12 protein-coding genes and 1 pseudogene are annotated in these 24,359 nt (G+C 42.7%); 9 read left to right on the top strand and 4 right to left on the bottom strand.

The window, feature by feature from the left end:
* Positions 1-19: 19 nt before the first annotated feature.
* The 4 genes from BT_RS02250 to BT_RS02235 form a co-directional block, all read right to left on the bottom strand.
* The gene (locus tag BT_RS02250; protein WP_011107276.1) at positions 20-2,614 is read right to left on the bottom strand and encodes a beta-mannosidase; all 2,595 of its coding nucleotides are present in this window, start codon (positions 2,612-2,614) and stop codon (positions 20-22) included.
* Positions 2,615-2,691: 77 nt separating this feature from the next.
* A complete protein-coding gene (locus BT_RS02245; protein WP_162303186.1) occupies positions 2,692-4,767 on the bottom strand; it encodes a GDSL-type esterase/lipase family protein in 2,076 nt (691 codons plus the stop codon).
* Positions 4,768-4,781: 14 nt separating this feature from the next.
* Positions 4,782-6,794, bottom strand: a complete 2,013-nt coding sequence (locus tag BT_RS02240) for a family 20 glycosylhydrolase (protein WP_011107274.1) — start codon at positions 6,792-6,794, stop codon at positions 4,782-4,784.
* A complete protein-coding gene (locus tag BT_RS02235) occupies positions 6,791-8,425 on the bottom strand; it encodes a sialidase family protein (RefSeq protein WP_008766031.1) in 1,635 nt (544 codons plus the stop codon). Before BT_RS02235 ends, BT_RS02240 begins: the two co-directional genes overlap by 4 nt.
* Positions 8,426-8,507: 82 nt before the next feature.
* Here BT_RS02235 and BT_RS02230 point away from each other — a divergent pair.
* From BT_RS02230 to BT_RS02190, 9 genes and pseudogenes are all read left to right on the top strand, one after another.
* A pseudogene (locus tag BT_RS02230) lies at positions 8,508-9,011 on the top strand (MFS transporter); the annotation flags it as partial.
* 143 nt (positions 9,012-9,154) lie between these two features.
* Positions 9,155-10,318 (top strand): AGE family epimerase/isomerase, encoded by a 1,164-nt coding sequence (locus BT_RS02225; RefSeq protein WP_008766061.1) that lies wholly within the window; start codon positions 9,155-9,157, stop codon positions 10,316-10,318.
* 54 nt (positions 10,319-10,372) lie between these two features.
* On the top strand, positions 10,373-13,597 hold the full coding sequence (locus tag BT_RS02220) for a SusC/RagA family TonB-linked outer membrane protein (RefSeq protein ID WP_008766060.1): 3,225 nt from the start codon (positions 10,373-10,375) through the stop codon (positions 13,595-13,597).
* An 18-nt stretch (positions 13,598-13,615) separates the two neighbouring features.
* Entirely contained in the window at positions 13,616-15,277 is a 1,662-nt protein-coding gene (locus BT_RS02215) for a RagB/SusD family nutrient uptake outer membrane protein (protein ID WP_008766059.1), read from the top strand.
* 19 nt (positions 15,278-15,296) lie between these two features.
* Complete coding sequence (locus BT_RS02210) at positions 15,297-16,994, top strand: DUF5018 domain-containing protein (RefSeq protein ID WP_011107272.1); 1,698 nt, start codon at positions 15,297-15,299, stop codon at positions 16,992-16,994.
* Positions 16,995-17,040: 46 nt separating this feature from the next.
* Positions 17,041-18,444 (top strand): alpha amylase family protein, encoded by a 1,404-nt coding sequence (locus BT_RS02205; RefSeq protein ID WP_008766057.1) that lies wholly within the window; start codon positions 17,041-17,043, stop codon positions 18,442-18,444.
* Positions 18,445-18,579: 135 nt separating this feature from the next.
* Positions 18,580-20,013 (top strand): calcineurin-like phosphoesterase C-terminal domain-containing protein, encoded by a 1,434-nt coding sequence (locus BT_RS02200; RefSeq protein WP_008766056.1) that lies wholly within the window; start codon positions 18,580-18,582, stop codon positions 20,011-20,013.
* A gap of 11 nt (positions 20,014-20,024) precedes the next feature.
* Positions 20,025-22,679 carry an alpha amylase family protein gene (locus BT_RS02195; protein ID WP_008766055.1) on the top strand — a complete coding sequence of 885 codons (2,655 nt, stop codon included), beginning with the start codon at positions 20,025-20,027 and terminating at the stop codon, positions 22,677-22,679.
* On the top strand, positions 22,676-24,085 hold the full coding sequence (locus BT_RS02190; protein ID WP_008766054.1) for a DUF5009 domain-containing protein: 1,410 nt from the start codon (positions 22,676-22,678) through the stop codon (positions 24,083-24,085). Before BT_RS02195 ends, BT_RS02190 begins: the two co-directional genes overlap by 4 nt.
* Positions 24,086-24,359: the final 274 nt, after the last annotated feature.

The raw sequence follows: 24,359 nt of genomic DNA, 5'->3' as shown, positions 1-24,359 counted from the left end.
AGTAGTTAATAAATTAGTTTTATTTATAGGTTTCTCGAATATGCTTGATATTGACAGGTAATTCTTCTCCCTTCTTTATCCGGGGAGAAGTGATAATTACTTTCTTACGTTCTCCGGGTAAGAGATCAAAGAAGTTGTCACTGTAACGGGCTCCTTGCAATGGAGTCTCAATAAAAATATCTTTTGCCAACATTGATGAAAAGAGAGTCAATTCACATTTACCATCCGTCTGCTTCATTTGATAGGATACTGATGTCGGAGGAAGTTGCAAATCTTTCGTCTTTCTGAAAAAATGGACGCTCTCAGCCACCTGATGTCCCGATTTATCTTTGAGTATCAATTTCAAGAAGCTACGTCGGCAGTCTTCGGGAGTCAGCCAGCCATCCAGTTTTGCACGATAAACACATTTTGAAGTATTTGCCGGAACTTCCAACGAATGTACTTGTATCTTCTTACCCAGCGTTTTTCCATCAAAATCCACGACTTTCATTTCCAATGTCATTTGCTCCATTGTATCAAGCCGGTCTGAGATCAGATAGACACTCAAACTGTCATTCTGCTGTATAGGATTGATCAAGACCGGTGCAAAAGCACGCTTTGCCTGATAATGTAATGCCTTCCAATTACCATAATAATCAATACTTGACCAGGATACTACCGGCCAACTGTCGTTCAACTGCCAATACAATGTCCCCATACAATAAGGACGATTGCGTCTGTGAGCTTCCAGTCCATGCCGCATCCCCTGTCCTTGCAAGACTAATCCGACATACACAAAATCCTCGAAACTTTCGGGAATGATATAATCACGTTCCATATAAGTACGGATCAACGAATTACCAATACTACTCTTCTGATGCGCATTCATCACTTCAGACTCAATCTGATAATCTTCAGGAGCAGCAAAAGCAGCAATAGTTTTCATCTCCGGAAATGACTGGAAACCAAATTCACTCATAAAACGCGGCAAATCGGTATCTAAAGACTCAAATGGCTTCTTTCCGTACCAGACTCCCCAATTATGACTGTCTCCTGTCCCCCATGACTCCGGACGCCCCCAGTTAGCGAGATAAGGCGAACTGTGCACATAAAAACGATCCGAATCAAATTCTTTAACCGTTGAAGGCAACAGCTCACGGAACAGTTTATCATAACCATGCATTAATCCTTGATAAACCTCCGGAGTAAACTTCTTCTCAAAACCCCAATATTTCAGAGCTTCCAGTATTTCATTATTACCACACCACATCGCCAAAGAGGCATGATTCCGAAGACGACGAATATTGTAAACAGCCTCCGCCTCTACCCGTTTCAGGAAAGTAGGATCGGATGGATAAGGGGTACACGCAAACATAAAATCCTGCCAGACAAGTATCCCGTTCTCATCGGCAAGGTCATAGAAAAGATTATTCTCATATGTCCCACCACCCCATATACGAACCATATTCATATTGGCCTCCTTCATGTCACGGAACAAAGTCTGATAGCGTTCCGTAGTAACATTAGGCAGCAGTGCATCCTGAGGAATATAATTAGCTCCTTTGGCAAACATCGGTATGCCATTGACTTCAAAATAAAAAGATTCTCCGTCCTTATCTTTTTCATTTACCACACGAATCGTTCGTAAACCAATCCGATGAGATTGTTCCGCAACAATCCGATCTCCACAAGCTATCTGAGCCGAGAAATCATACAGAGTCGGAGTTCCCCAACCATTTGGCATCCATCGTACAGGGTTCGTCACTTCAGCAGGAAGAGTGATATGATTTATCCCGGGTTGCAGTGTCACCTGCTGTTTTACTTCTGTAACGGTAGTTCCATTCAACGATACATTGACCCTTACTTCAGCCGGAATTTTCTGAGGAACGATCTGGTTTACAATCAGCTCATTAGACAGACGAGCGTTTTCATCTGTCAGCGATAATTGTCTGACATAGTAGTCGGATATGGTAGCTATGTCGTAAAAACGAAGAGTAACCGGGCGCCAGACACCACTTGTCACCATTCGGATGCCCCAGTCCCAACCGTAACTATACGGAGCCTTACGGCTGAACACACTAAGATGTTTCTCGTGATGATCGTTATCCGCCGGATAATTGAAGCCATTGGAAGCATATTGTGGCAACGTTTGCCGAATAGGTGAATGGAAATAAATATATAAGTGATTCTCGCCCTTCCGCAACACAGATTTTACAGGAAGTGTATAACCCACAAACATATTATCAGCCTTCAGCAGTAATGAGCCGTTGAGATATACGTCTGCATAGGTATCAAGACCTTCAAAAATAAGTTGGATTCCGTCACGATTCAATTGCTCTTCGGAGACTATAAAGGAGGTTCTATATTCCCAGTCCTCATTCTCCACCCATTGAATTTTCTTTTCATTCATCCCATAAAAAGGATTCGGCAGTAATTCATGACTGATCAGGTCCTGATGAACCGTACCAGGAACCGTGGCTGGCATCCACTTTTCAGTCCCTGATTGAGAAAATTCCCAACCGGTATCCAGTAGCATGACTTCCGAAGTGTCATTACCTTGAGCATAAACCATACTACAGCAACATAGCAATCCACATGCTATCGGGGCTATCTTTCCTGTCAAATTTAAGATCATAGTGGGGGCATTAGATATTAACGGAGTAAAGATATTGCTTTTTTGTTAAATATTTCCTATTGAAGCTACAAAATATCTCATTTCATCGAAAATTCGGCACGAAATGTCGAAGCAGGCAGTCCTTCCCGATTGATCAGATTAGCCCGCGTAAAAGGTTGCCAGCCATAACGTACATAGCGGGGATTTGGCACTTCTTTACTATACACCTTCACCTGGTCTCCTACAACCTCAGCCGTTGCCGGATAATAGATACCATCATATTCCGCTACTTCAAAGCATTGTAAAGGCTTTCCGTCTGAACTCCGCATCCCTTTTCCATAATCAAAAGATAAAAAGACTTTCCCACCGCGAACGTTTGCACCACGAAATAAAGGACCGGAAGGAATGACATTTTTCTGATACGTTTTATTCAAAGCCCCTCGCGCCAAACGCTCTCCCACAGGTTTCTTACAGATAGGATGCACATCCAGAGAATCACCATGATCGCTGGATACAGCCATTCCGATATGAGAAATTTCATTCAACATTCTACGCTGACTATCACGGAACCAAGGCCAGGAAGGGCGATTCAAACTGGATAATTGTACATAATAAAAAGGCAGGCAGGCATCATTCCAATTCTTCCGCCAACTATTCACGAGCAGTTTAAATAATTTTTCATGAGCTTCCCAATTATGTGCATTCGATTCTCCCTGATACCAGATTACTCCTCGTATCGGATACTGTTCCAAAGGCCGAATCCCCGACTCATATAAATAACAAGGCTCATACGGATGCCTCTGCTGGCTATTTGCTGACTTTTTTATATTCAAAGCAGCCCGTCCGCGCACCCATTCCTGAATAAAATCATTTTTAGTCCAGTCTTTTAAAATGGCGGGAAACTGATATTCCAAACTAGCTCTATCTACCCAGGCTTCTGTAGGTGATCCTCCAACGGCATTGCAAATCAATCCAACCGGAACATTCAGACTATCTCTTAGCATCTTACCAAAATAGTATGCAATTGCCGAGAAATCAGAAGCTGTCGCCGGAGTACAATTTTTCCATTCCGTATCCTTATAATATTGGAGATGATTCAACGAATCAAGTACGTTCGCCTCCCATTCGACGGCATTTGTGCGCCAACGTGCTTTCATATCATACAAACGAAGTTGCTGATCTACGGCACGTGGAATATCGGCTCGGGCAGTCGAAGCCTGTTTCAGCATAAACTCCATATTTGACTGACCGGAACAAAGCCAGACTTCACCCGCTAACACATTTTGATATTGAAAACCCGTCTCATCCGTTGAGATCTTTAAGGTATAAGGACCACCCGCCTTTAAAGGAGGCAGCGTTACCGACCATTTTCCATTCAGACCTGCTTTTGTTTTCATTTGCCGGTCGGCTATGCTTACAGTAACCCGGTCCCCGGCATTGGCAATTCCTTGAACCGTCAGCGGAACATCCCGTTGCAATACCATATTGTCTGTATAAAGCAACGACATTTTCAGTCCGCCATAATCTCCGGTAATGGCGGAATATACGGTCTGAGCCATAATAAACGCTCCTTCGGGATCAGGGTGTACGGCGTCCGTCAATATGAAAGGGTATGGATACAACGGCTCATGAAAGTCGATCAACTGTACTCCGGTATAGCGTGCCACATTCTCAATAGCCAATTGTATTTCTCCATGCCAGTCACGTGTCCCTGACAGGAAACGAGGATGCCGATCGGCAATAGGCGTAAGTCTGGCAATCATAATCCGGACTTTAGAATTAGCCGCCCGAAAAGAATCGATCAATTCAATGTAATCTTTCACAAAGAAATCACGATAATCGGACCAATCACGGGGATCTGTATCATTGATGCCCAAATGAATAACCACAATATCTCCGCCAAAGTCGATCGCTCTGCGATACTCATCTTGCTGCATATAAGGCCGGTGCCCTTTATTCAACAAGGTAGCACCCGATTTGCCGAAGTTTTCGACTTGATAAGACTCTCCCAACATCTTCTGTAATTGCACCGGATACGATTGTGTAGTCCGGTCGGGCAATCCATAACCATAGGTGATACTATTCCCGATGCAGGCAACTTTAATACGATTTTCCTGTGCACTCGCTGCTGTAATAAACAAGATGGAAACAACAATCAATAATACATTTTTCATCATATAAAAGTCAATTACATTTTCTTTTCCGGAGAATAGATCAGCCCTTCTACGGCCTTATCGCCGTCAGGAGTCACAAATACTGCAGTAAACATCCATTTAACCAATCGTACTTCATTCGTTGAGAATTTGCCGACAGGCAGTTTCAGCAATACCTTATTCCAGCCTTTATGCAAATGAACCCGTAGTGGCGGACGTGCCACACAATTCTCATTACCTAAGGCTGTTTCCGAGCTTTTCACGAGATGAGTAGCAGACCATACCGGGGGCAGTATTTCCTGATCATTAATCCAAATACGGCTTTCTTTATAATCCCACTTTCCCGGCAATGGCGGCAGGTCATTCTCTGAACGTCCATAATTCTGAAATTCAGCCCATAAGCCTACTTCCTGTGTTTTAGAAGAATAGACATACGTGTAAGCATAAGCAGTATGATTCTCCTGTGGATCTTTGTAAAAAGCCGGCACAATCTTACCCCATACGTGCCGAAGATAGATACCGGCTCCTATGGCAGGACGCACTCCATATTGCTTCCCTTCATAGGTATATGAATCTTTCAGCTCTTCTTCCGGTGGAAAAACTTTAGTCAGATCCCCCTCATTTGGAAAAGCATCTGTAATGTTCCATTTTACATGAGTCTGTTTGACATAGGCAAATGGATACCCTTTAAACAGATGCTCTTTATACCATAACATACGACTTTCGAAGTCCTCAAAATTACGAAAGACCTCAGAGTTTTCATCTACAGGAAGAATTGTTCCCTGCTTATCGAAATATTCAGTTCCTCCTCCCCGCCATGAACGCTCTGCGATAGCCAGCATATTCGGGTAAAAGTTATTTTCCAGAACCATATTCCACTCTTTGTCGATTAAACGATCGTTCCAGATACCCATAATGACTCCGGCAAGATCATCACTTCCCATATCTGCATTATAAATCCGACTATTATATAGAGCAATTATATCGCCGAACGTATCAAAATGATTCAAATAATGGAAACGGGAGTCAATAGCGGGAATACCCTGTTGGGCTTTGCCACGATAACTCCAAAGTTGCATCATGTCGATCTCACCCGCCTTATACTTCCATCCGGGATTCCAGGAAATCACTTTTTTCCCTTTGTCACGGACATAAGCCACCATTTCGGGCACAAACTGCGGATTAGTAAAATGCACTTCGTCTGTTCCAATATGGAGATATGGAACATCAAACGTTTCACAAATCTCATCCAGCAGGAGTTTCAGGATTTTCATTCCTTCCGGACTTTGCATATCATGACGGAAAGTACGGATAAATGCCGCACTATGCCCGGGCATATCAATCTCCGGAATCAACAGTACCTGATGAGCTTTACAGAACTCGGTCAACTCTCTGGCTTCCTCCAACGTGTAATACTTACCCGCCATACGAGTCATATTCGTACTGTCATTCAGCATCGGAAAGATTTTACTCTCCAGACGCCATGCCTGATTTTCCGTCAAGTGCCAATGAAAGGTATTGATTTTAAATCGGGATAATATGGCTATCTCACGTTTCAATTCTTCCAAAGACAAGTAGCTACGCCCTACATCCTGCATGAAACCCCGAATCCGGAAAGCCGGCCAATCAGTGATAGTAGCACATTGCAGGCGGTTCTTCTTTCCCTTTTCTTCTTTTAGTTGATATAGCGTCTGCATCGCCCAATATACTCCGCGCTCTGCTACAGCCTCCACAGTAATTGCCTTTGGAGTAATAGTCAGACGATAAGCCTCTTCCTTATTGACAGATACATTGTCAATCGCGTCAACCAATTTTATATTGATAGAGGATGCCGACTGATCAGTCAGAGTACCTCCCATCTCCGTCACAAACTGTTTCCATTCCTGCGAAAGCACAGGAGTGGAAAGCTGCATTTTACCCACGATAAAATATCCTTTTGCAAGCACACATTGCTGAGGTTGGGGAAGCAGACGCAAATGATCTGCCCCCAATATATATAAGGTATGGAATAAAAATGCAATCCCCAAAAAGATTCGAAGACTTTTCATCGAATCAAATCTTTCAGTTTTACAGCTTGAAATGTCATGTGGGCTGCACTACTCTCATACAAGATACCAATCGTTTCCCGATCAATCATTGTCAGACAGCTATATCCCCAGCCTTCTCCTTCATCCAGCATTAACTGATGTTCGGGAAGCCAGGTCAGCCCATCGTCCAGGCTAGCTTTAATAGTTATATGATTGCGTCCTCTGGTCGTATTCGGATTCGAGAACAAAAGAATATCTTTATCAAGTACATTATCTTCAGCTTCCACATGGATCAAACTAGCCATACATACAGGTTCCTGCAAGGCCTTCCGAGAGGAAGGATGTTCTGTCCATGTCTTGCCCAGATCTTTTGTAATTGCCACAGCACGGCTTCCTCCACGGTTATCCCGCATATTCAGCATCAGCACTCCGGGCTCTGTTTCTACTACTTGCGCTTCGGTTGTATTGGTGCGTGCCATGTTGTGCATCTTCCATGTTTTTCCGCGGTCTTTACTATACATGATACCGGCATTAGGTACACGGGTAGAGTCGATAAACTGAGTAGGGAATACTAAAGTTCCATCACTCATTGTTATTCCCCGTCCCGGTCCCTGAAGCAAGAAATACCAGGAAGGGTCTTTTACTTGTTCGGTTATATTAATCGGTTTCGACCAGGTTTTACCGTCATCCGTACTTTTTGCCATCACCAGTTGTGCCGTTTGATATAGATCCATTCCGGGATGAGAACTCCACCAGGCACGTTGATTACCCATTCCGTGTGTCCATGCGGCAACAACCCAAATTGTATTCGTTTGGGTATCTACCAAAATAGAAGGGTCCCCTACTCCATTCTGTGCAGCAGGCAAACCATCGTATTCACCGAACGAAAGAGGAAGGCGCATCTTTTCCCATGTTTTGCCACCATCCGTGCTCCGGCTCAAACCGACATCTACATATTCCTGCAGATCGACACTGCTATTATAACGGACATCATATACGCCAAGCAGCGTTCCTTTATTTGAAGTTACCAATCCGGGAATACGGAAAGAAGCCGAACCGTCATCACCGGCATGGCGGACGCCCACTGCCATTCGATGAATGATGTCTTTCGGCGACCGTTCTTCACAAATGGCTTCTTTACCATCGATCTTCACTGATTGAAGTTCAGAACTTATTTTCGTGAATAGAGAAGTCTCCGGCTTCATCTGCAAGCTGATCCAAAAGAAATTAATCCCCGGGAACAACTTATAATGACTCTTCAAAACTACTTTTGCAGAAGGCTGCAAGGCTTCCGCACATTTTATCGAATAAGACGGTATTGCTGCCAATGTATTCCCCGGACGGTGACTGGATATATAGTCAACAGGTGCAAACCTCTTCTTTCCTTTATCTTGTAAAGCTTCCGTACCGCCATAATAGAGTTTGACTGCCTGTACATCCGACAGATTGACACTCTTTCCAAAATCCAAAACGATCTCATCCATCATCCGGCTTTCTTTTGCATCTAAACGAAAGTAGAACAATACGTTATCCTGCCGCTCAATTAAAATAGGAATTTGCGTCTGATGTACAAAAACGGTGTCTGAAGCTTTCACAAAGATAGAGCACCCTAACAAGAGAATAAGGGTAAATAAATAATGATTTCTTTTCATAAATGGGGGTATTAGTTAATTTAACGAAGGCAAAGATAAGATTTTCTCTGCATATATTTAACAGTCAAAGCGACAAACTTGCGTTTTTTACCAAGTTCTCGTAGGACTAGTCAACACTCTGACCACCGTTCTTGCTCTTGTGATCATTGACAGGGTCGGCCGCAAGCAACTGGTCTATTACGGAGTTTCGGGGATGGTTGTCTCCCTCCTGCTGATCGGCATTTACTTCCTCTTCGGTGATTCCTGGGGAGTATCCAGCCTCTTCCTGCTCGTTTTCTTCCTGTTCTATGTATTCTGCTGTGCCGTCTCCATCTGTGCCGTGGTGTTCGTGCTCCTTTCGGAGATGTACCCCACCAAGGTGCGCGGACTGGCGATGTCCATTGCAGGATTCGCCCTGTGGATAGGAACGTACCTGATCGGACAGCTAACCCCCTGGATGCTCCAGAATCTCACCCCCGCCGGAACATTCTTCCTGTTCGCAGTCATGTGCGTGCCGTATATGCTCATCGTATGGAAACTCGTGCCGGAGACCACAGGAAAGTCACTGGAAGAGATTGAAAGATACTGGACCCGGTCGGAACAGTAGAAGAAAGAAAGAGACCTTAATAACAGTAAACTAACAACAACTGAGAAGTATAGAGAAGCCGCAGGCGGTTTTCTGCATGGCCATTCAAGAAACGTTTCCCGCCTTCGGTGTACCCTATACCTATCTATAATAAAAACAATATTATGGATTTTAAGAAACTAGCGAATCAGTACCGGGATGAATTGTTGGACAATGTCCTTCCATTCTGGCTCGAGCACTCTCAAGATCTTGAGTTTGGCGGTTATTTCAGCTGCCTGGACCGTGAAGGGAAGGTTTTCGATACGGATAAGTTCATCTGGTTGCAGGGACGTGAGGTATGGATGTTCTCCATGCTTTACAACAAAGTGGAAAAACGACAGGAATGGCTGGATTGTGCCGTTCAGGGTGGTGAATTCTTAAAAAAATACGGACATGATGGAAATTATAACTGGTACTTTTCACTCGACCGTTCGGGTAGACCACTGGTAGAACCATACAATATTTTCTCATATACTTTCGCCACGATGGCCTTCGGACAGCTGAGTCTAGCAACTGGTAATCAGGAATATGCGGACATAGCAAAGAAGACTTTCAAGATCATCCTTTCCAAGGTTGATAATCCGAAAAGCAAGTGGAACAAGCTTCATCCGGGTACTCGTAATCTGAAGAACTTCGCCCTCCCGATGATCCTCTGTAATCTGGCTTTGGAGATCGAACATCTCCTGGATCCCGGCTATCTGGAACAGACGATGGAAACCTGTATCCATGAAGTGATGGATGTCTTTTATCGTCCGGAGCTGGGGGGCATCATTGTTGAGAATGTCGATATGGACGGTAATCTGGTGGATTGCTTCGAAGGTCGTCAGGTGACTCCCGGTCATGCTATCGAAGCGATGTGGTTTATCATGGATCTGGGCAAACGCCTGAATCGTCCGAAATTGATAGAAAAAGCAAAAGACGTAACCCTGACAATGCTCGACTATGGTTGGGACAAGCAATATGGAGGTATCTATTACTTTATGGACCGTAACGGTTGTCCTCCCCAGCAATTGGAATGGGATCAGAAACTTTGGTGGGTGCATATTGAATCTCTGATATCACTGCTGAAAGGTTATCAGCTGACCGGAGACAGGAAATGTCTGGAATGGTTTGAAAAAGTGCATGACTACACATGGTCGCACTTCAAAGATCCGGAATATCCGGAATGGTACGGATATCTGAATCGCAGAGGGGAAGTTTTGTTACCGCTGAAAGGTGGTAAATGGAAAGGGTGCTTTCATGTACCAAGGGGATTATTTCAATGCTGGAAAGTATTAGAACCGCTATAGAAACAATGAATTATTATGTTAACCAATCTTATTAATAATCTAAAAATTAATTCTATGACAGAGTTTAACTCAAAAATTAAGCAAAACTCTCGCATATTGAAGATATTTCTTTTCTCAATATGCGCACTTTTTGCATGTGCTATCAATGCTCATGCACAGAGTTTGGTGCAAGGTACTGTTACTGATGAGACAGGAGAATCTCTACCTGGTGTAAGTGTTGTAGTAAAGGGGACTACTAATGGTACAGTTACAGATGTTAATGGAAAATACAGCATTCAGGCGACTTCAAAAGATATATTGTCTTTCACATATGTAGGTATGGCGGAACAAGATATAAAAGTTGCCGGACAGAAAACGATCAATGTGGTGATGAAGGATGATGTGGCATCTCTGGATGAAGTGATTGTCGTTGGTTATGGTACTGCAAAGAAACAATCCCTGACAGGAGCGGTTTCTGCAGTCAAAGGCGACGAACTGTTAAAGGCACCGGCAACCAATGTATCAAGTTTGTTAGGCGGACGTTTGCCGGGCATTTCTTCTGTTCAAGTCTCTGGAGAACCGGGTGATGACCAAGCAGTATTGCGGGTTCGTGGTTCTATTTACAATGTTACTTATATTGTAGATGGTATGCCTCGTTCCATCAATGACATTGATCCTAATGATATTGAGAGTGTATCTGTCTTGAAAGATGGAGCTTCTGCGGCTGTGTACGGTTTGAAGGGCGCAGGTGGTGTTATCATTGTTACAACAAAGAGAGGACAGGAAGGAAAGTCAAGAATCACATATAACGGTTCAATAGGAGCATCTATGAATGCAAACTTTCCGCAGTTTATGAATGGTCCCCAGTTTGCATATTATTATAATATGGCTGATATGATGGATAAGCTGGCTAACGGAAGTATTACGGACATGAAGCAATATACACCGGTATTCACAAAAGCAAATGTGGAAGCGATGTTGAACGGCGATCCTACTGATGGGTGGGATAATGTCAATTATATTGATAAAGTATTTGGTACAGGTATCAATCAGAAGCATAACATCACCGTACAGGGTGGTAGTGACAAAATGCGTTATTTCACGTCTGTCGGCTATTTGGGACAGGATGGTAATATTGATAACTTTACTTATAGACGGTACAACTTAAGAACCAACATTGAAACTCAGCTGGCCAAGAATTTCCAGTTAAGTTTGGGAGTTGCCGGAAATGTAGGAAAACGTGAAACTCCGGGATATGCCTCCGGTGGTACAGATTCTAATTCCACATTGGGAGAACAAGGTTGGTTATCCGTTGCTCACCAGACTATCATGATGCATCCGTATTTACCGGAAAAATATGATGGACTTTATACCGCTACTACACAGAATAATACAAGCTTACCGAATAGTCCGCTAGCAGCTATTTATGAATCCGGCTACAAACATACCAATAGCTTTGATTTGCAGACTAACCTCTCTTTACAATATAATCTGCCTTGGGTAAAAGGATTAAGTGTAAAGGTTACCGGAGCTTATGACTACAAGACCTCACATAATAAAAACCTGAATACACCTTATTCTACTTATATCAATAAAATGCCGACTTCCACTACAGACTGGACTTGGACTAAAGCGGATGATCCTCGTGGAACTGCAAATGGAATAAATTTAGGTGAAGGACAATTCAGTTCCCGTCAAATGGTAGGCCAGGGAAGCATCAATTATGCGAATTCTTTCGGTAAGCATAATGTTGAAGCCATGGTACTTGCGGAAATCCGTGATTATAAAGAAAACAGTTTCTCCGGATATAATAAGAATATGAGTTTTGCAGAACTTCCGGAATTGAGTTTCGGACAACCGGCAGACTCCCCTATTTCCGGCTACAGTGATGCCAATCGTAGCATTGGTTACGTTTTCCGTTTGAAATACGACTATGACAATAAGTATCTGGCAGAATTTACAGGACGATATGACGGTTCGTATAAGTTTGCGGGCAATGTAAGTGGAAAACGTTGGGCATTTTTCCCATCAGCATCAGTAGCGTGGAGAATATCCAAAGAAAACTTTATGTCCGATCTGACTTTTCTAGATGATATGAAAATACGTGCATCTATCGGTTTGTTGGGTAATGACGATGTGAGTCCGTATGCATTCCTTAGTACTTATAACCTGATGGACGGTAACAAAAATGCGTACCAGACAATTCTGAACGGAAAAGTCATGCAGGCGCTGCGTGCATCTGTAATTGCAAATCCTACTCTGACGTGGGAAAACACGTTAACTTACAATGCAGGTTTCGACTTTACCATGTGGAATGGTTTACTGGGTATGGAATTTGATGCATTCTATAATTATACCTATGATATTCTGACAGCAATGGGAGGCGATTATCCACCATCAATGGGAGGATATTATTATACGTATGCCAACTATAACAAGGTAGACAGCAAGGGAGTTGAAATCACAGTGAGTCATCGTAATAAATTAAATCTGGCAGGGAAACCATTTTCTTATGGAGCCAGTTTCAACTTGACTTTTGCAAGAAATCGCTATCTTCGTTATCCGGATAGTCCCAATACTGTAGAATGGAGAAAACGTACAGGTCGCAGTGTAGACGCTTCAGTCGTATGGGTGGCAGAAGGTTTGTTCCGTTCGGAAGAAGAAATTGATAATTCCGCATGGTATGGAACCCGTCCTAATGTAGGTGACATCAAATATAAGGATTTAAATGGCGATGGCAAAATAGATGAAGATGACAGAACACGTGTAGGACGGGGCAATCGTCCGGAACTGACTTATGGTCTGAACTTGAATTGTGCCTGGAACGGATTTGATTTAAGCGCACAATTTACTGGAGGCGCATTGTTCGATGTATCATTAACCGGAACTTACTATAATGGTTATGATGACAATACGGTCTGGACACAAGCATTCAAAGAAGGTGCCAACTCACCTTTATATCTGGTTCAGAATGCGTATACCACGGAAAATCCGAATGGAACATTCCCACGTCTGACTCTGGGAAATCAAGGACATGGAGGAGACAATGGATTAGCTTCTACCTTCTGGTTGCGTAATGGCAGATACCTTCGTCTCAAATCGGCACAGCTAGGTTATACATTCCCTAAAAAGTGGATGAGCCCTGTGGGAATTCAGAATCTTAGAATTTATGTAGAAGGTTCCAATTTATTCACGATCTCCGGTCTTCCCGATGGAATCGACCCCGAATCTCCGGGAGTGAATAACGGATATTATCCTCAACAACGCACAATCATGGGCGGTATAACTCTGACTTTCTAAACCTTTAAAAGATTTATTATGAAAACAAAATTTATAAGTATCATATTGTTGGGAGCCTCTTTAGGGCTTGGTTCATGTAGTGATTATCTAGACATGACACCGACGGACAAAGCATCAGATAAACTAGTATGGAGTAAACTGGAATATGCCGAACAAGCTGTCAACGATTTCTACCGTTATATCGATTATTTAGGAGTTTATCGTGACGGACAATGCCTGGCAGGCATGACGGAAGCGTTGACAGACCAACTCAAATACGGTTCCTATAACTATATGTCTAAATGCCAGATACCTAGCGAAATCGCTTATGGAGGATCCGTTCTGACAGTAAGTTATGTCAGCACTTATTTAGGCAATTGGGGGACGATGTATGAATATGTACGCCGTGTCAATGAAGGTCTCAATAAACTGAAAAAGTACGCCTCATTCGGTCAGACGGAACAAGAACGGCTGGAAGCGGAAATGCGCTTCTTCAGAGGATATTTATATACCGACTTGGTAAAACGTTATAAGGAAGTCATTATATATGATGAAGATCTGGATAATATAAAGAAGGATATGCCGGTCAGTTCCGAAGCAGAAGGATGGAACTTTGTATATGAGGACCTGAAGTTTGCGGGCGAACATTTACCGGTTGATAAAACCCCTAATGGACGTCTGACTAGCGGAGCAGCTTATGCAATGCTGTCACGGGCAATGCTTTATGCAGAAAGATGGGATGATGCCCGGATCGCTGCCGAAGAAGTGATGGGCATGGGATATAAGCTGGAAGAAAAAGAGAATTATTCTAATGCATTTAAAGCAGGAAGTCAGGAAGCTATTCTGCAATATTGCTATGACAAGAGTTCTACTGTAACTCATGATTTTGACGGCTATATGGCTCCCGGAGGTGATAAAGCATTGGATGGTAATTCAATGACCGGAGGATTTGGAACTCCGACACAAGAAATGGTAGAATCTTATGAATATGCGGACGGTAGCGGTTTTCCGGATTGGAGTACCTGGCATACTGCAGAAGGAACAACGGCAACTCCTCCATACGATAAACTTGAACCACGCTTCAAAGCAACCATTCTTTATAATGGTGCGACGTGGAAAGGCAGAACGATCGCATCTTATGTCAATGGTACTGATGGTTGGGCTGCATGGAAAACGGATGCCAAACCAGAAGGACGTTCTACCACAGGTTATTATTTGCGTAAGCTGGTGGATGAGACTCATAGTTTCACTTCTGTGCAGGCAAGTACACAGCCATGGACCGAAATTCGTTATGCCGAAGTGTTACTAAATCATGCCGAGGCTTGCTATCATTTGAGTGGCTATGCCGATAAAGCCAATAAAGACATCAAAGACATTCGTAACAGAGTCGGCTTGCCTTATTCGGACAAGAGTGGAGAAGACCTGATGAAAGCGATTCGTCAGGAACGTAAAGTCGAATTAGCTTATGAAGGACACTATTATTGGGATATGCGTCGCTGGAAACTATCTGCAACGGCATTCACCGGTATCCGTCTTCATGGACTTAAGATAGAACAGAATGCAAACGGTTCGTTCAATTACATTTATGTAGAGTGTGATGACAAAGATCGTAACTTCCCGACTAAGATGTACCGTTTCCCTATGCCACAGGCGGAGTTGGACAATAACGGTGCGGTAACTCAATATGCAGAATGGCAATAAATCTAAAATGAAAACAATTATGAAAAAGAATATACAATATTTACTATTAGGAGTATTGGCATTAATGAGTTCCTGCCAAGATCCGGAATATGTACTTCCAACTGCTGAGCGGCAGGGAATCACAAGCTTGACCGCACTTTTTACATCAGGTCCTTATGTGGACAAAGAAGCTGTTGTCTACACAATTGCGGATGCGTCTGTAGATAAATATGTGATTCCTATACCATGGTTTTATCCGGAAGACAGTGAAAATGAAACGGCGGAATATATGAAGACAATGAGGGTCCAGGCAAAGTTAGCTCCTAACTGTACTATTAACCCTGTTTTGACGATATTGGATTTGACTAAAGAAAATTACTTCACTTATACAGATGCGCAGGGATATAAGAAACAAATCTGCATTACGGGTGAAAGAGTGAAATCCAATAAATGTCAGTTATTAAGTTTCTCAATACCGGCCGAAGATATTAGTGGAATTATTGACGAAGAGCATAAGACGGTATCTCTGATTTCTGCAGAAGATTTATCTTCCTGTCTGGCAGAATATTCACTTTCCTCTCATGCGACAATGTCGCCGGATCCTAAGACAGAGGCGCTTGACTTCAATTCACCTGTAGAACTGACGGTCATCGCTCACGATGGAGTGACGAAGCAGACGTACACAGTTCAGAAGGCAGTGCCGGATAAGATCCCTTATGGATATAGAAAAGGCAGTGAGACAGAATTGTTTAAATTGGATATGGGAGTTATAGGTTTGCCCTGGACTTCAGCCAACTCACCTTCACTGGCCGTTAATGGCAATAATTTAGTTGTTTGCTTAGGGGACGGTTCTACTGCTCCTACCTATTATAATGCTTCTACAGGAAGTAAGATTGGCAATATGACTTTGGGAAGCGTAGGTGTTGCATCTTTAGGTTGTGTGACAAGTGATAGTAAAGGAAACATATTGTTGGCAACAAAAGCAGCTAATGGTAAATCCTTCTCTATCTATAAGACTTCTTCTGTAACCACAGTTCCAACTTTATTGATATCTTATACCAACAATACAAGTTTGGATATGGGTACCAAAGTATCTGTACAGGGTGATATCAATACAAATGCCGCTATCATTGCTACATGTGACGGGACAGCCTCGTCCGGTTCTAATACGTTTGTTCGCTGGATTATAACAGACGGTGTATTGGGAAGTCCTGAAGTAGTATCGGTAAATGGTGTTGGCTATTGGGGATCTCCTGTGTCAAATACCAAGGTTGTCACCAAAGGAACTACTGCACAAAGCGATTATTTCTTATCCTATTATGATCCTAACGTACTTTATTGGGTGAATGGAACAAGTAATAATGCGTCCAAGTCTTTATCCAATTCGGACAATGGCAATTCCTGGGCAATGAATAATAACTGTCTGGATGCAAGAACGTTCAATAATGCGCAGTATCTTGTATTGGTATCTACGGCTCACTTCCCGCAATGGGGAGGCACTCCGTACTTATATATGTACGATGTAACCTCAGACGGATCGTTTACCGGTACGGTATCTACTTCAGACGCTTTGACATTCAATCCTTCACTTTCTTCGTTCGGTTCTGCAGATGGTGTAGCGGCAACAGGTGATGTATTGTTTGCTCCAACTACAGATGGATATAAACTTCGTCTCTACTATGTTGACAACAACTGTAAGATTATCGGAGGGTATGAATTTGATTGTATCGACAAATAATTAATGTGTTTCAAAAGAGTTACTGACATTAATAAACATATATAATATGAGAAATCTTTTTAAAATATTATTATTGACGTTTTGCGGAATGGTTGCTATCACTTCATGTAGTGATGATTCTGATGGAATCCCCGGATGGCCCTGGAATGATAATTCAACAGAGGGACCGGAAAATCCGGATGTAACAGAAATCAAGCCACGCTATGTCTGGATTGATGCGGCAGCTAATTTTCCGGATTATGCGAATAATAAGGAGAATATCTCCACAGATATGGTGAAAGTAAAAAACGCAGGGTTTACTGATATCATTGTTGACGTGCGTCCCACTACAGGAGATGTTTTGTTCAACACTACTGCAGTAGATCAGGTGAAGCGAATGGATGTGTGGGGAAGTTCGGGTTATGTATATTATGAACGTACTGAAACATGGGATTACCTGCAGGCATTTATAGATGCAGCCAGAAGTCAGGGGCTGAAAGTACATGCGTCAGTCAATACTTTCGTCGGTGGTTACTTATGTCCCTATAACCTCGGATCAGATGGAATACTGTTCCGTGATGACTCGAAGAAGGAATGGGCAAGTGTGGCTAATCTCGCTGACGGTCTGACAAATACGATGGATTTGTTGAATGACGAGACCGATTATGGAGCTAAATTTTTGAATCCGGCTAACGATGATGTGCAGAACTTCGTTTTGCAGTTACTGGGTGACCTGGCTAAATATGACTTGGATGGAATAATTCTGGACCGTTGCCGTTATGACGATTATGGCTTGGAAAGTGATTTCTCGGCTGTTTCTAAACAGAAGTTTGAAGAGTACATTGGGGAAACAGTTGCTCATTTTCCGGAAGACATTATGGCACCAGGCACAGATGAGATACCTTCAGATCAGCCTGCCTATTTCAAGAAATGGTTGGAATTTCGTGTAAAAGTGATTCACGACTTTATCGTCAAGGCACGTGAGAAAGTAAAATCCGTAAATTCAGAAATCAATTTTGGAGTGTATGTAGGCGCATGGTATTCCAGTTATTATACTTCGGGAGTAAATTGGGCAAGTCCTAAATATGACACCTCAGCCTACTATCCTAAATGGGCAACAGCAGATTATAAGAACTATGGTTATGCCGATCATCTGGATTATATATTCTTAGGTGCTTATGCATCTGTCGATAAGATTTATGGTAGCGGCGAATGGACAATGGAGGGATTTTGCAAAAACGGTCGCGAGTTGCTGAAAGGTGACGTTCCCTTCTCCGGAGGTCCGGACATAGGCAATGGTACCGGATGGACTAACGGTGGACAAGCCGCTAAAATACCTGATGCCATCGACGCATGTATAAACAATAGCGACGGCTTCTTCGCATTCGACCTCTGTCATATCAAGATGTACGACTATTGGAACGCTTTCAAGACAGGATTTGATAACTATCTGGAGTCCGTTCAAAAATAGGAAGTTGATAATTCAATCTGAGAATATACTCAATACAAGTATTCTCCTTTCTATTCATAGCACTAAGTCTGAGCCGCAAGGTTCAGACTTAATGTTAATGAATTGCCTTATTTGTATAAAGAACAATAGATAACTATGAAAATATATTTATTACAACTTGTCATTTTGATGAGTTTGAGTTTGAACTTGCAGGCTCAAAATTTATCCGGTACTATTCGTGGAAAGGTAACCTGTCATGGGAAAGGACTTCAAGGAGTAGTTGTAACGGACGGAATCGACTGTGTTCTGACTAATAAGTCGGGCGAATATGTGCTTGCTCCTCAAAGGGATGCCCGGTTTGTTTACTTGTCCGTGCCTTCCGGTTATCAGCCGAAAACAGAAAAGACCATTCCCTTATTCCATCAACAAATAGAGATGGATAAACAAGACGGATATAATTTTGAGTTGATGAAAAATCCTCAGAATGATGCGAATCATCTGTTTCTGGTGCAGGCTGATGTGCAAGTCACTTCCGAAGACGATGTGAAAGCCTATGGCAGATTCCTGCAGGATATAAAAGAATATGTACAGCCTTATTCGGGAAAAAGAGACATATTCGGTATTGATTGTGGAGACATCGTGGGTGATACCCCCTCTTTGTATCCATCTTACATTAATACCGTATCTACTTTGGACTTTCCCGTTTATCGTGCTATCGGCAACCATGACATGACCTACGGAGGACGTACTTTTGAGTACTCGTACCGTACTTTTGAAAGTTATTTCGGCCCCATCTACTATTCGTTTAATAAAGGAAAAGCCCATTACATTGTACTCGACAATTGTTTCTATGTCAATCGTGACTACCAGTACATCGGATATATTGATGAACGGACTTTTGCATGGCTGGAAAAAGACCTTTCGTATGTGTCCAGGGATAAGCTGGTATTTGTGGTCATGCACATTCCCTCCAGCCTTCAGAAAAAGTTAAGATATAATACTTTGGATCAGGATGAAACAGTGAATACAGCTGCACTATATAAACTCTTGGAGGGCTATAATGCGCATATCATTTCCGGGCATACCCATTTCAATACGAACGTTTGTTTCAATGATTCGTTGATGGAGCATAATACGGCAGCAGTGTGTGGCACTTGGTGGCGTGCAGACATCAATGTAGACGGAACTCCCAGAGGTTACGGTATATATGAAGTGAACGGAGATCAATTGAAGTGGATTTATAAAAGCGCAGGTTATCCGCTGGAACACCAGTTTCATGCTTATCCGGCAGGATCGTCGGATGAATATCCTTCTGATATCATAGCCAATGTATGGAACTGGGATGATCTTTGGAAGGTAGAATGGTATGAGAATGGACAAAGGATGGGCGAAATGCAAAAGTACAAAGGATATGATCCTATGGCAAAAGCCATCTGTTCGGATAAGGAAAAGGTGAAATATGACTGGATATCTCCGGTTCTTACCGAGCATCTCTTTCATGCAACTCCTCATGACCCAAACGCAAGGATAGAGATTAAAGTGACTGACCGTTTCGGTAATGTATATACTCAAACTATTGAAAACAAATAAACTAAAATCATATGTTCAGAAACAGATACTTTTGGCTACTTATAAGTTTGTTCTTTGTTCTGAAAACAGAAGCTAAAGTAACCTTGACCTCCATTTGGGGAGACAACATGGTGTTGCAGCAACAAGCAGAAGTTACTTTTCGTGGAAAGGCTACTCCCGGAAAACGTGTATATGCTTCCGCTTCATGGAATCATCGGAAAATCTATGCAGATTGTGACCGGAACGGACAATGGACACTGGCTCTTCCGACTCCGGAAGCCGGCGGACCATATACCATTACTTTTTCGGACGGGGAAGAGCTGACCTTAAAAAATATCCTGATCGGTGAAGTCTGGTTCTGCTCCGGACAGTCGAATATGGAAATGCCGGTAAAAGGGTTCCGCGGACAACCGGTCTATGGTTCGCAGCCCTATATCGTGTCCGCTAATCCTAAACGACCATTAAGACTTTACACCGTAAAGAACAATTGGAGCACGACTCTGAAAGAAGAAGGAATAGACGGACAATGGAGTGAAGCATCTTCGGAAGAAGTGGCCGATTTCAGTGCAACAGCTTATTTCTTCGGCAATCTGTTGCAACAATCTTTGGACGTACCTGTAGGATTAATACATTGCTCCTGGAGTATGTCAAAGATCGAAGCATGGATGGACAAAGAAACCTTATCTCATTTTTCCGAAGTAACCTTGCCGGATACAAATCAAGATAAATTCGAATGGGCTGCCGGGACGCCTACCCTGTTGTGGAACGCTATGGTAAATCCATGGGAAGGATTCCCTGTCAAAGGAGTTATCTGGTACCAGGGAGAGGCGAATACTCCCGATCCTACTCTTTATAAAAAGCTTTTTCCCGCCATGGTCTCTCAATGGAGAAATTTCTTTCATAATGCTGAAATGCCATTTTATTATGTCCAGATTGCTCCCTGGAAGTCCGAAGGGAATGACAAGTTGGATTGGGCATGGTTCCGTCAATGTCAGTTGGAGCTGATGAAGGAAGTTCCCGGAGTGGGAATGGTGACCACCGGAGACGCAGGCAGCGAACTCTTTATACATTCACCTTATAAGATTAAGGTTGGAGAACGGTTAGCTTATTGGGCACTGGCCCAGACTTACGGCCGAAAAGGGTTCCAATATTCCGGTCCAGTCTACAAGACCTATCGTATCCAGGGAAATGCTGTAGAAATAGACTTTGAATATGGAGAGGAAGGACTGACTCCGGAAAATCAGAATGTGAAAGGTTTTGAGATCGTAGGTTCCGATGGTATATTCCGACCTGCAAAGGCGGAGATCATCAATGGCACATCTACTGTGAAAGTATGGAATGATTCTGTTAGTGACCCGACAGAAGTCCGCTACTGCTTCCGGAATTATGTGCAGGGGGAATTATGCAATAATGCCGGGCTTCCGGCTTCTCCTTTCCGGATCGTCATCAAAAAGAAACCGGCCTTAATGTGGATTGATGCCGAAGCAAACTTTGAGCGCTTCAGTCATAAAGATTCGATTGATTATTACTTGGAAAAAATCAAATCGCTGGGCTTTACACATGCGGTTGTCGACATTCGTCCGATCACAGGGGAAGTTTTATATAAAAGTGAATATGCTCCGCAAATGAAAGAATGGAAAGGAGCCAAAGCCGGTGATTTTGACTATCTGGGATACTTTATCAAAAAAGGGCACGAACTGGGGCTGGAGATACACGCCTCATTGAATGTATTCTGTGCCGGACACAACTATTTTGACCGTGGAATGGTATATAGCGGACATCCGGAATGGGCTTCGATGGTGTACACTCCCGATAAAGGAATCATTCCAATCACCGAAGAGAAGCATAAATATGGTGCCATGATCAATCCTTTGAACGAAGAATATCGTACCCATATCCTGAATGTTCTGAAAGAAGTCGTGACCAAATATCCCGACCTGGACGGTCTGATGCTCGACCGGGTACGTTACGATGGAATAACCGCTGATTTTTCTTCATTGTCACGTAAGAAGTTTGAAGAATACATAGGTAAAAAAGTCGCAAACTTCCCCGAAGATATTTTCCGTTGGACTAAAAATGCAGATGGGAAATACACAACGCAACCAGGAAAATATTTCCGGAAATGGCTGGAATGGCGAACTAAAAACATTACTGATTTCATGGCGCTTGCCCGTAAAGAAGTCAAGGCAGCCAACCCTGACGTTTCTTTCGGCACGTACACCGGTGCCTGGTATCCATCTTATTATGAAGTAGGCGTAAACTTTGCCAGCAAAGAATATGATCCGGGCAAAGATTTCAGCTGGGCAACACCCGAATATAAAAATTATGGCTATGCCGAGCTGATAGACCTTTATGCTACCGGTAATTATTATACGGACATAACCATCGAGGAATACAGAAAAACGAACCGGAGTATCTGGAACGAAACTGATTCGCAGGCTCAATCCGGTACGTGGTATTGTGTAGAAGGCTCATGTCAGCATTTACGTCAGATATTGAAAGGTAATAAATTTATGGGAGGTATTCTGGTGGACCAGTTCTATGACAACCCCGCCAAACTTTCGGAAACGATAGAGATGAACCTTCGCCGTTCGGACGGATTAATGGTATTTGACATCGTACATATCATTACCAAAAATCTGTGGAAAGAAGTAGAGGAAGGAATGAAAAGAGGAGGCTCCTTATGAATAACCGGGCCTATGCATTAGACGCTTTGAGAGGATATGCGATTATTACGATGGTACTTTCTGCTACCATCGTAACGCAGGTGCTCCCCGGTTGGATGAGTCATGCGCAGACGCCGCCACCCGATCATATATTCAATCCTTCTTTGCCCGGCATTACATGGGTAGACCTTGTTTTTCCTTTCTTCCTGTTTGCAATGGGAGCAGCTTTCCCTTTTTCCATAGGTAAGCGTGCAGAGAAAGGTGACTCTAAACTGAAATTAGTATATGAAGCGGTGAAACGTGGAGTACAACTGACTTTCTTTGCCATCTTCATTCAGCATTTTTATCCGTATGTGCTGAGTTCTCCGCAGGACATCAGAGCCTGGTTGCTGGCTATTCTTTGCTTTGCGGTTCTGTTTCCGATGTTCATGCGCATTCCTTTGAAAATGCCGGACTGGGCACATACCGGCATAAAGATAGCCGCATACGGAATTGCGGTAATCATGATGCTTACTACTTCTTATGCCGATGGAAGAACGTTCAGCCTGTATTTTAGTAATGTGATTATTCTGTTATTAGCCAATATGGCCATCTTCGGTTCTGCCCTCTACATTTTTACGATGCATAACCGATGGTTGCGTTTGGGAGTTTTATTGCTGCTGATGGCTGTTATTTTGGGAAGTACTGTCGAAGGTTCCTGGACACAGGTGATATTCAATTATACTCCTTTGCCCTGGATGTATCGGTTTGATTATCTGAAATATCTGTTTATTGTAATTCCCGGCAGCATTGCCGGTGAGTATTTGATGGAATGGATGAAGGGCCGAAAGGATACCGAACAGCCGGCTTCACCGCAATACCGTAAGATAGGAATTGCGCTGCTGATATTGACTATGGTGATTATTGTATTCAATCTCTATGGGCTTTATACCCGTATGGTGACAGTGAATTTATTAGCGACACTTGTGCTGTTATTGATTGGCAAATTGGTTTTCTTACGTCCGACAGAAGGAATCGCTTTGTTATGGAAAAAGCTGTTTAATGCCGGAGCATATCTTCTCCTTTTGGGGCTATGTTTTGAACCTTTTCAAGAAGGTATCAAGAAAGATCCTGCCACTTTTAGCTATTTCTTTGTAACTTCCGGTCTGGCATTCCTTGCGCTCTTATTCTTAAGTATTGTTTGTGATTATTTCAGATGTGTGCGAAGTAGCCGCTTTCTTGTTATGTCCGGGCAAAATCCGATGATCGCTTACGTGGTTGGTGATTTATTCATTATGCCGTTGGCTAATATACTGGGACTTGCCTCGCTGTTGTCCTACTTCCAGCAGAATGCGTGGCTTGGGTTCCTTCAGGGAGTAATCATTACGTCTTTAGCTGTTTTGGTAACGATGTTTTTTACTAAGATCAAGTGGTTTTGGAGAACTTGACATCATTCAATAGATATACCGACAGTATAATAACAGGCATTAAAAATAAGTTGAACAGAAAACAAAATGATAGATAAATAGCAAAATAGGAAGCATAATTTCCTTATTTCCCTATTTTTGCTATTTCTATCTTTTGATAGATGAGTAAAGATAGAAAGAGATATGCATACAATCTTGAATTAATATGCATGATTATGAATAAACGAGCGGTCATTTGCATAAAAAACACCGTATAGTTTGAAATAAACATAAGGTTGATTGAGCTAAAACATAA

Source organism: Bacteroides thetaiotaomicron VPI-5482 (assembly GCF_000011065.1).
GTDB classification, from domain to species: domain Bacteria; phylum Bacteroidota; class Bacteroidia; order Bacteroidales; family Bacteroidaceae; genus Bacteroides; species Bacteroides thetaiotaomicron.
Note: the sequence above shows the minus strand (reverse complement) of the source record. Positions and strands in the feature narration are given on the sequence as shown.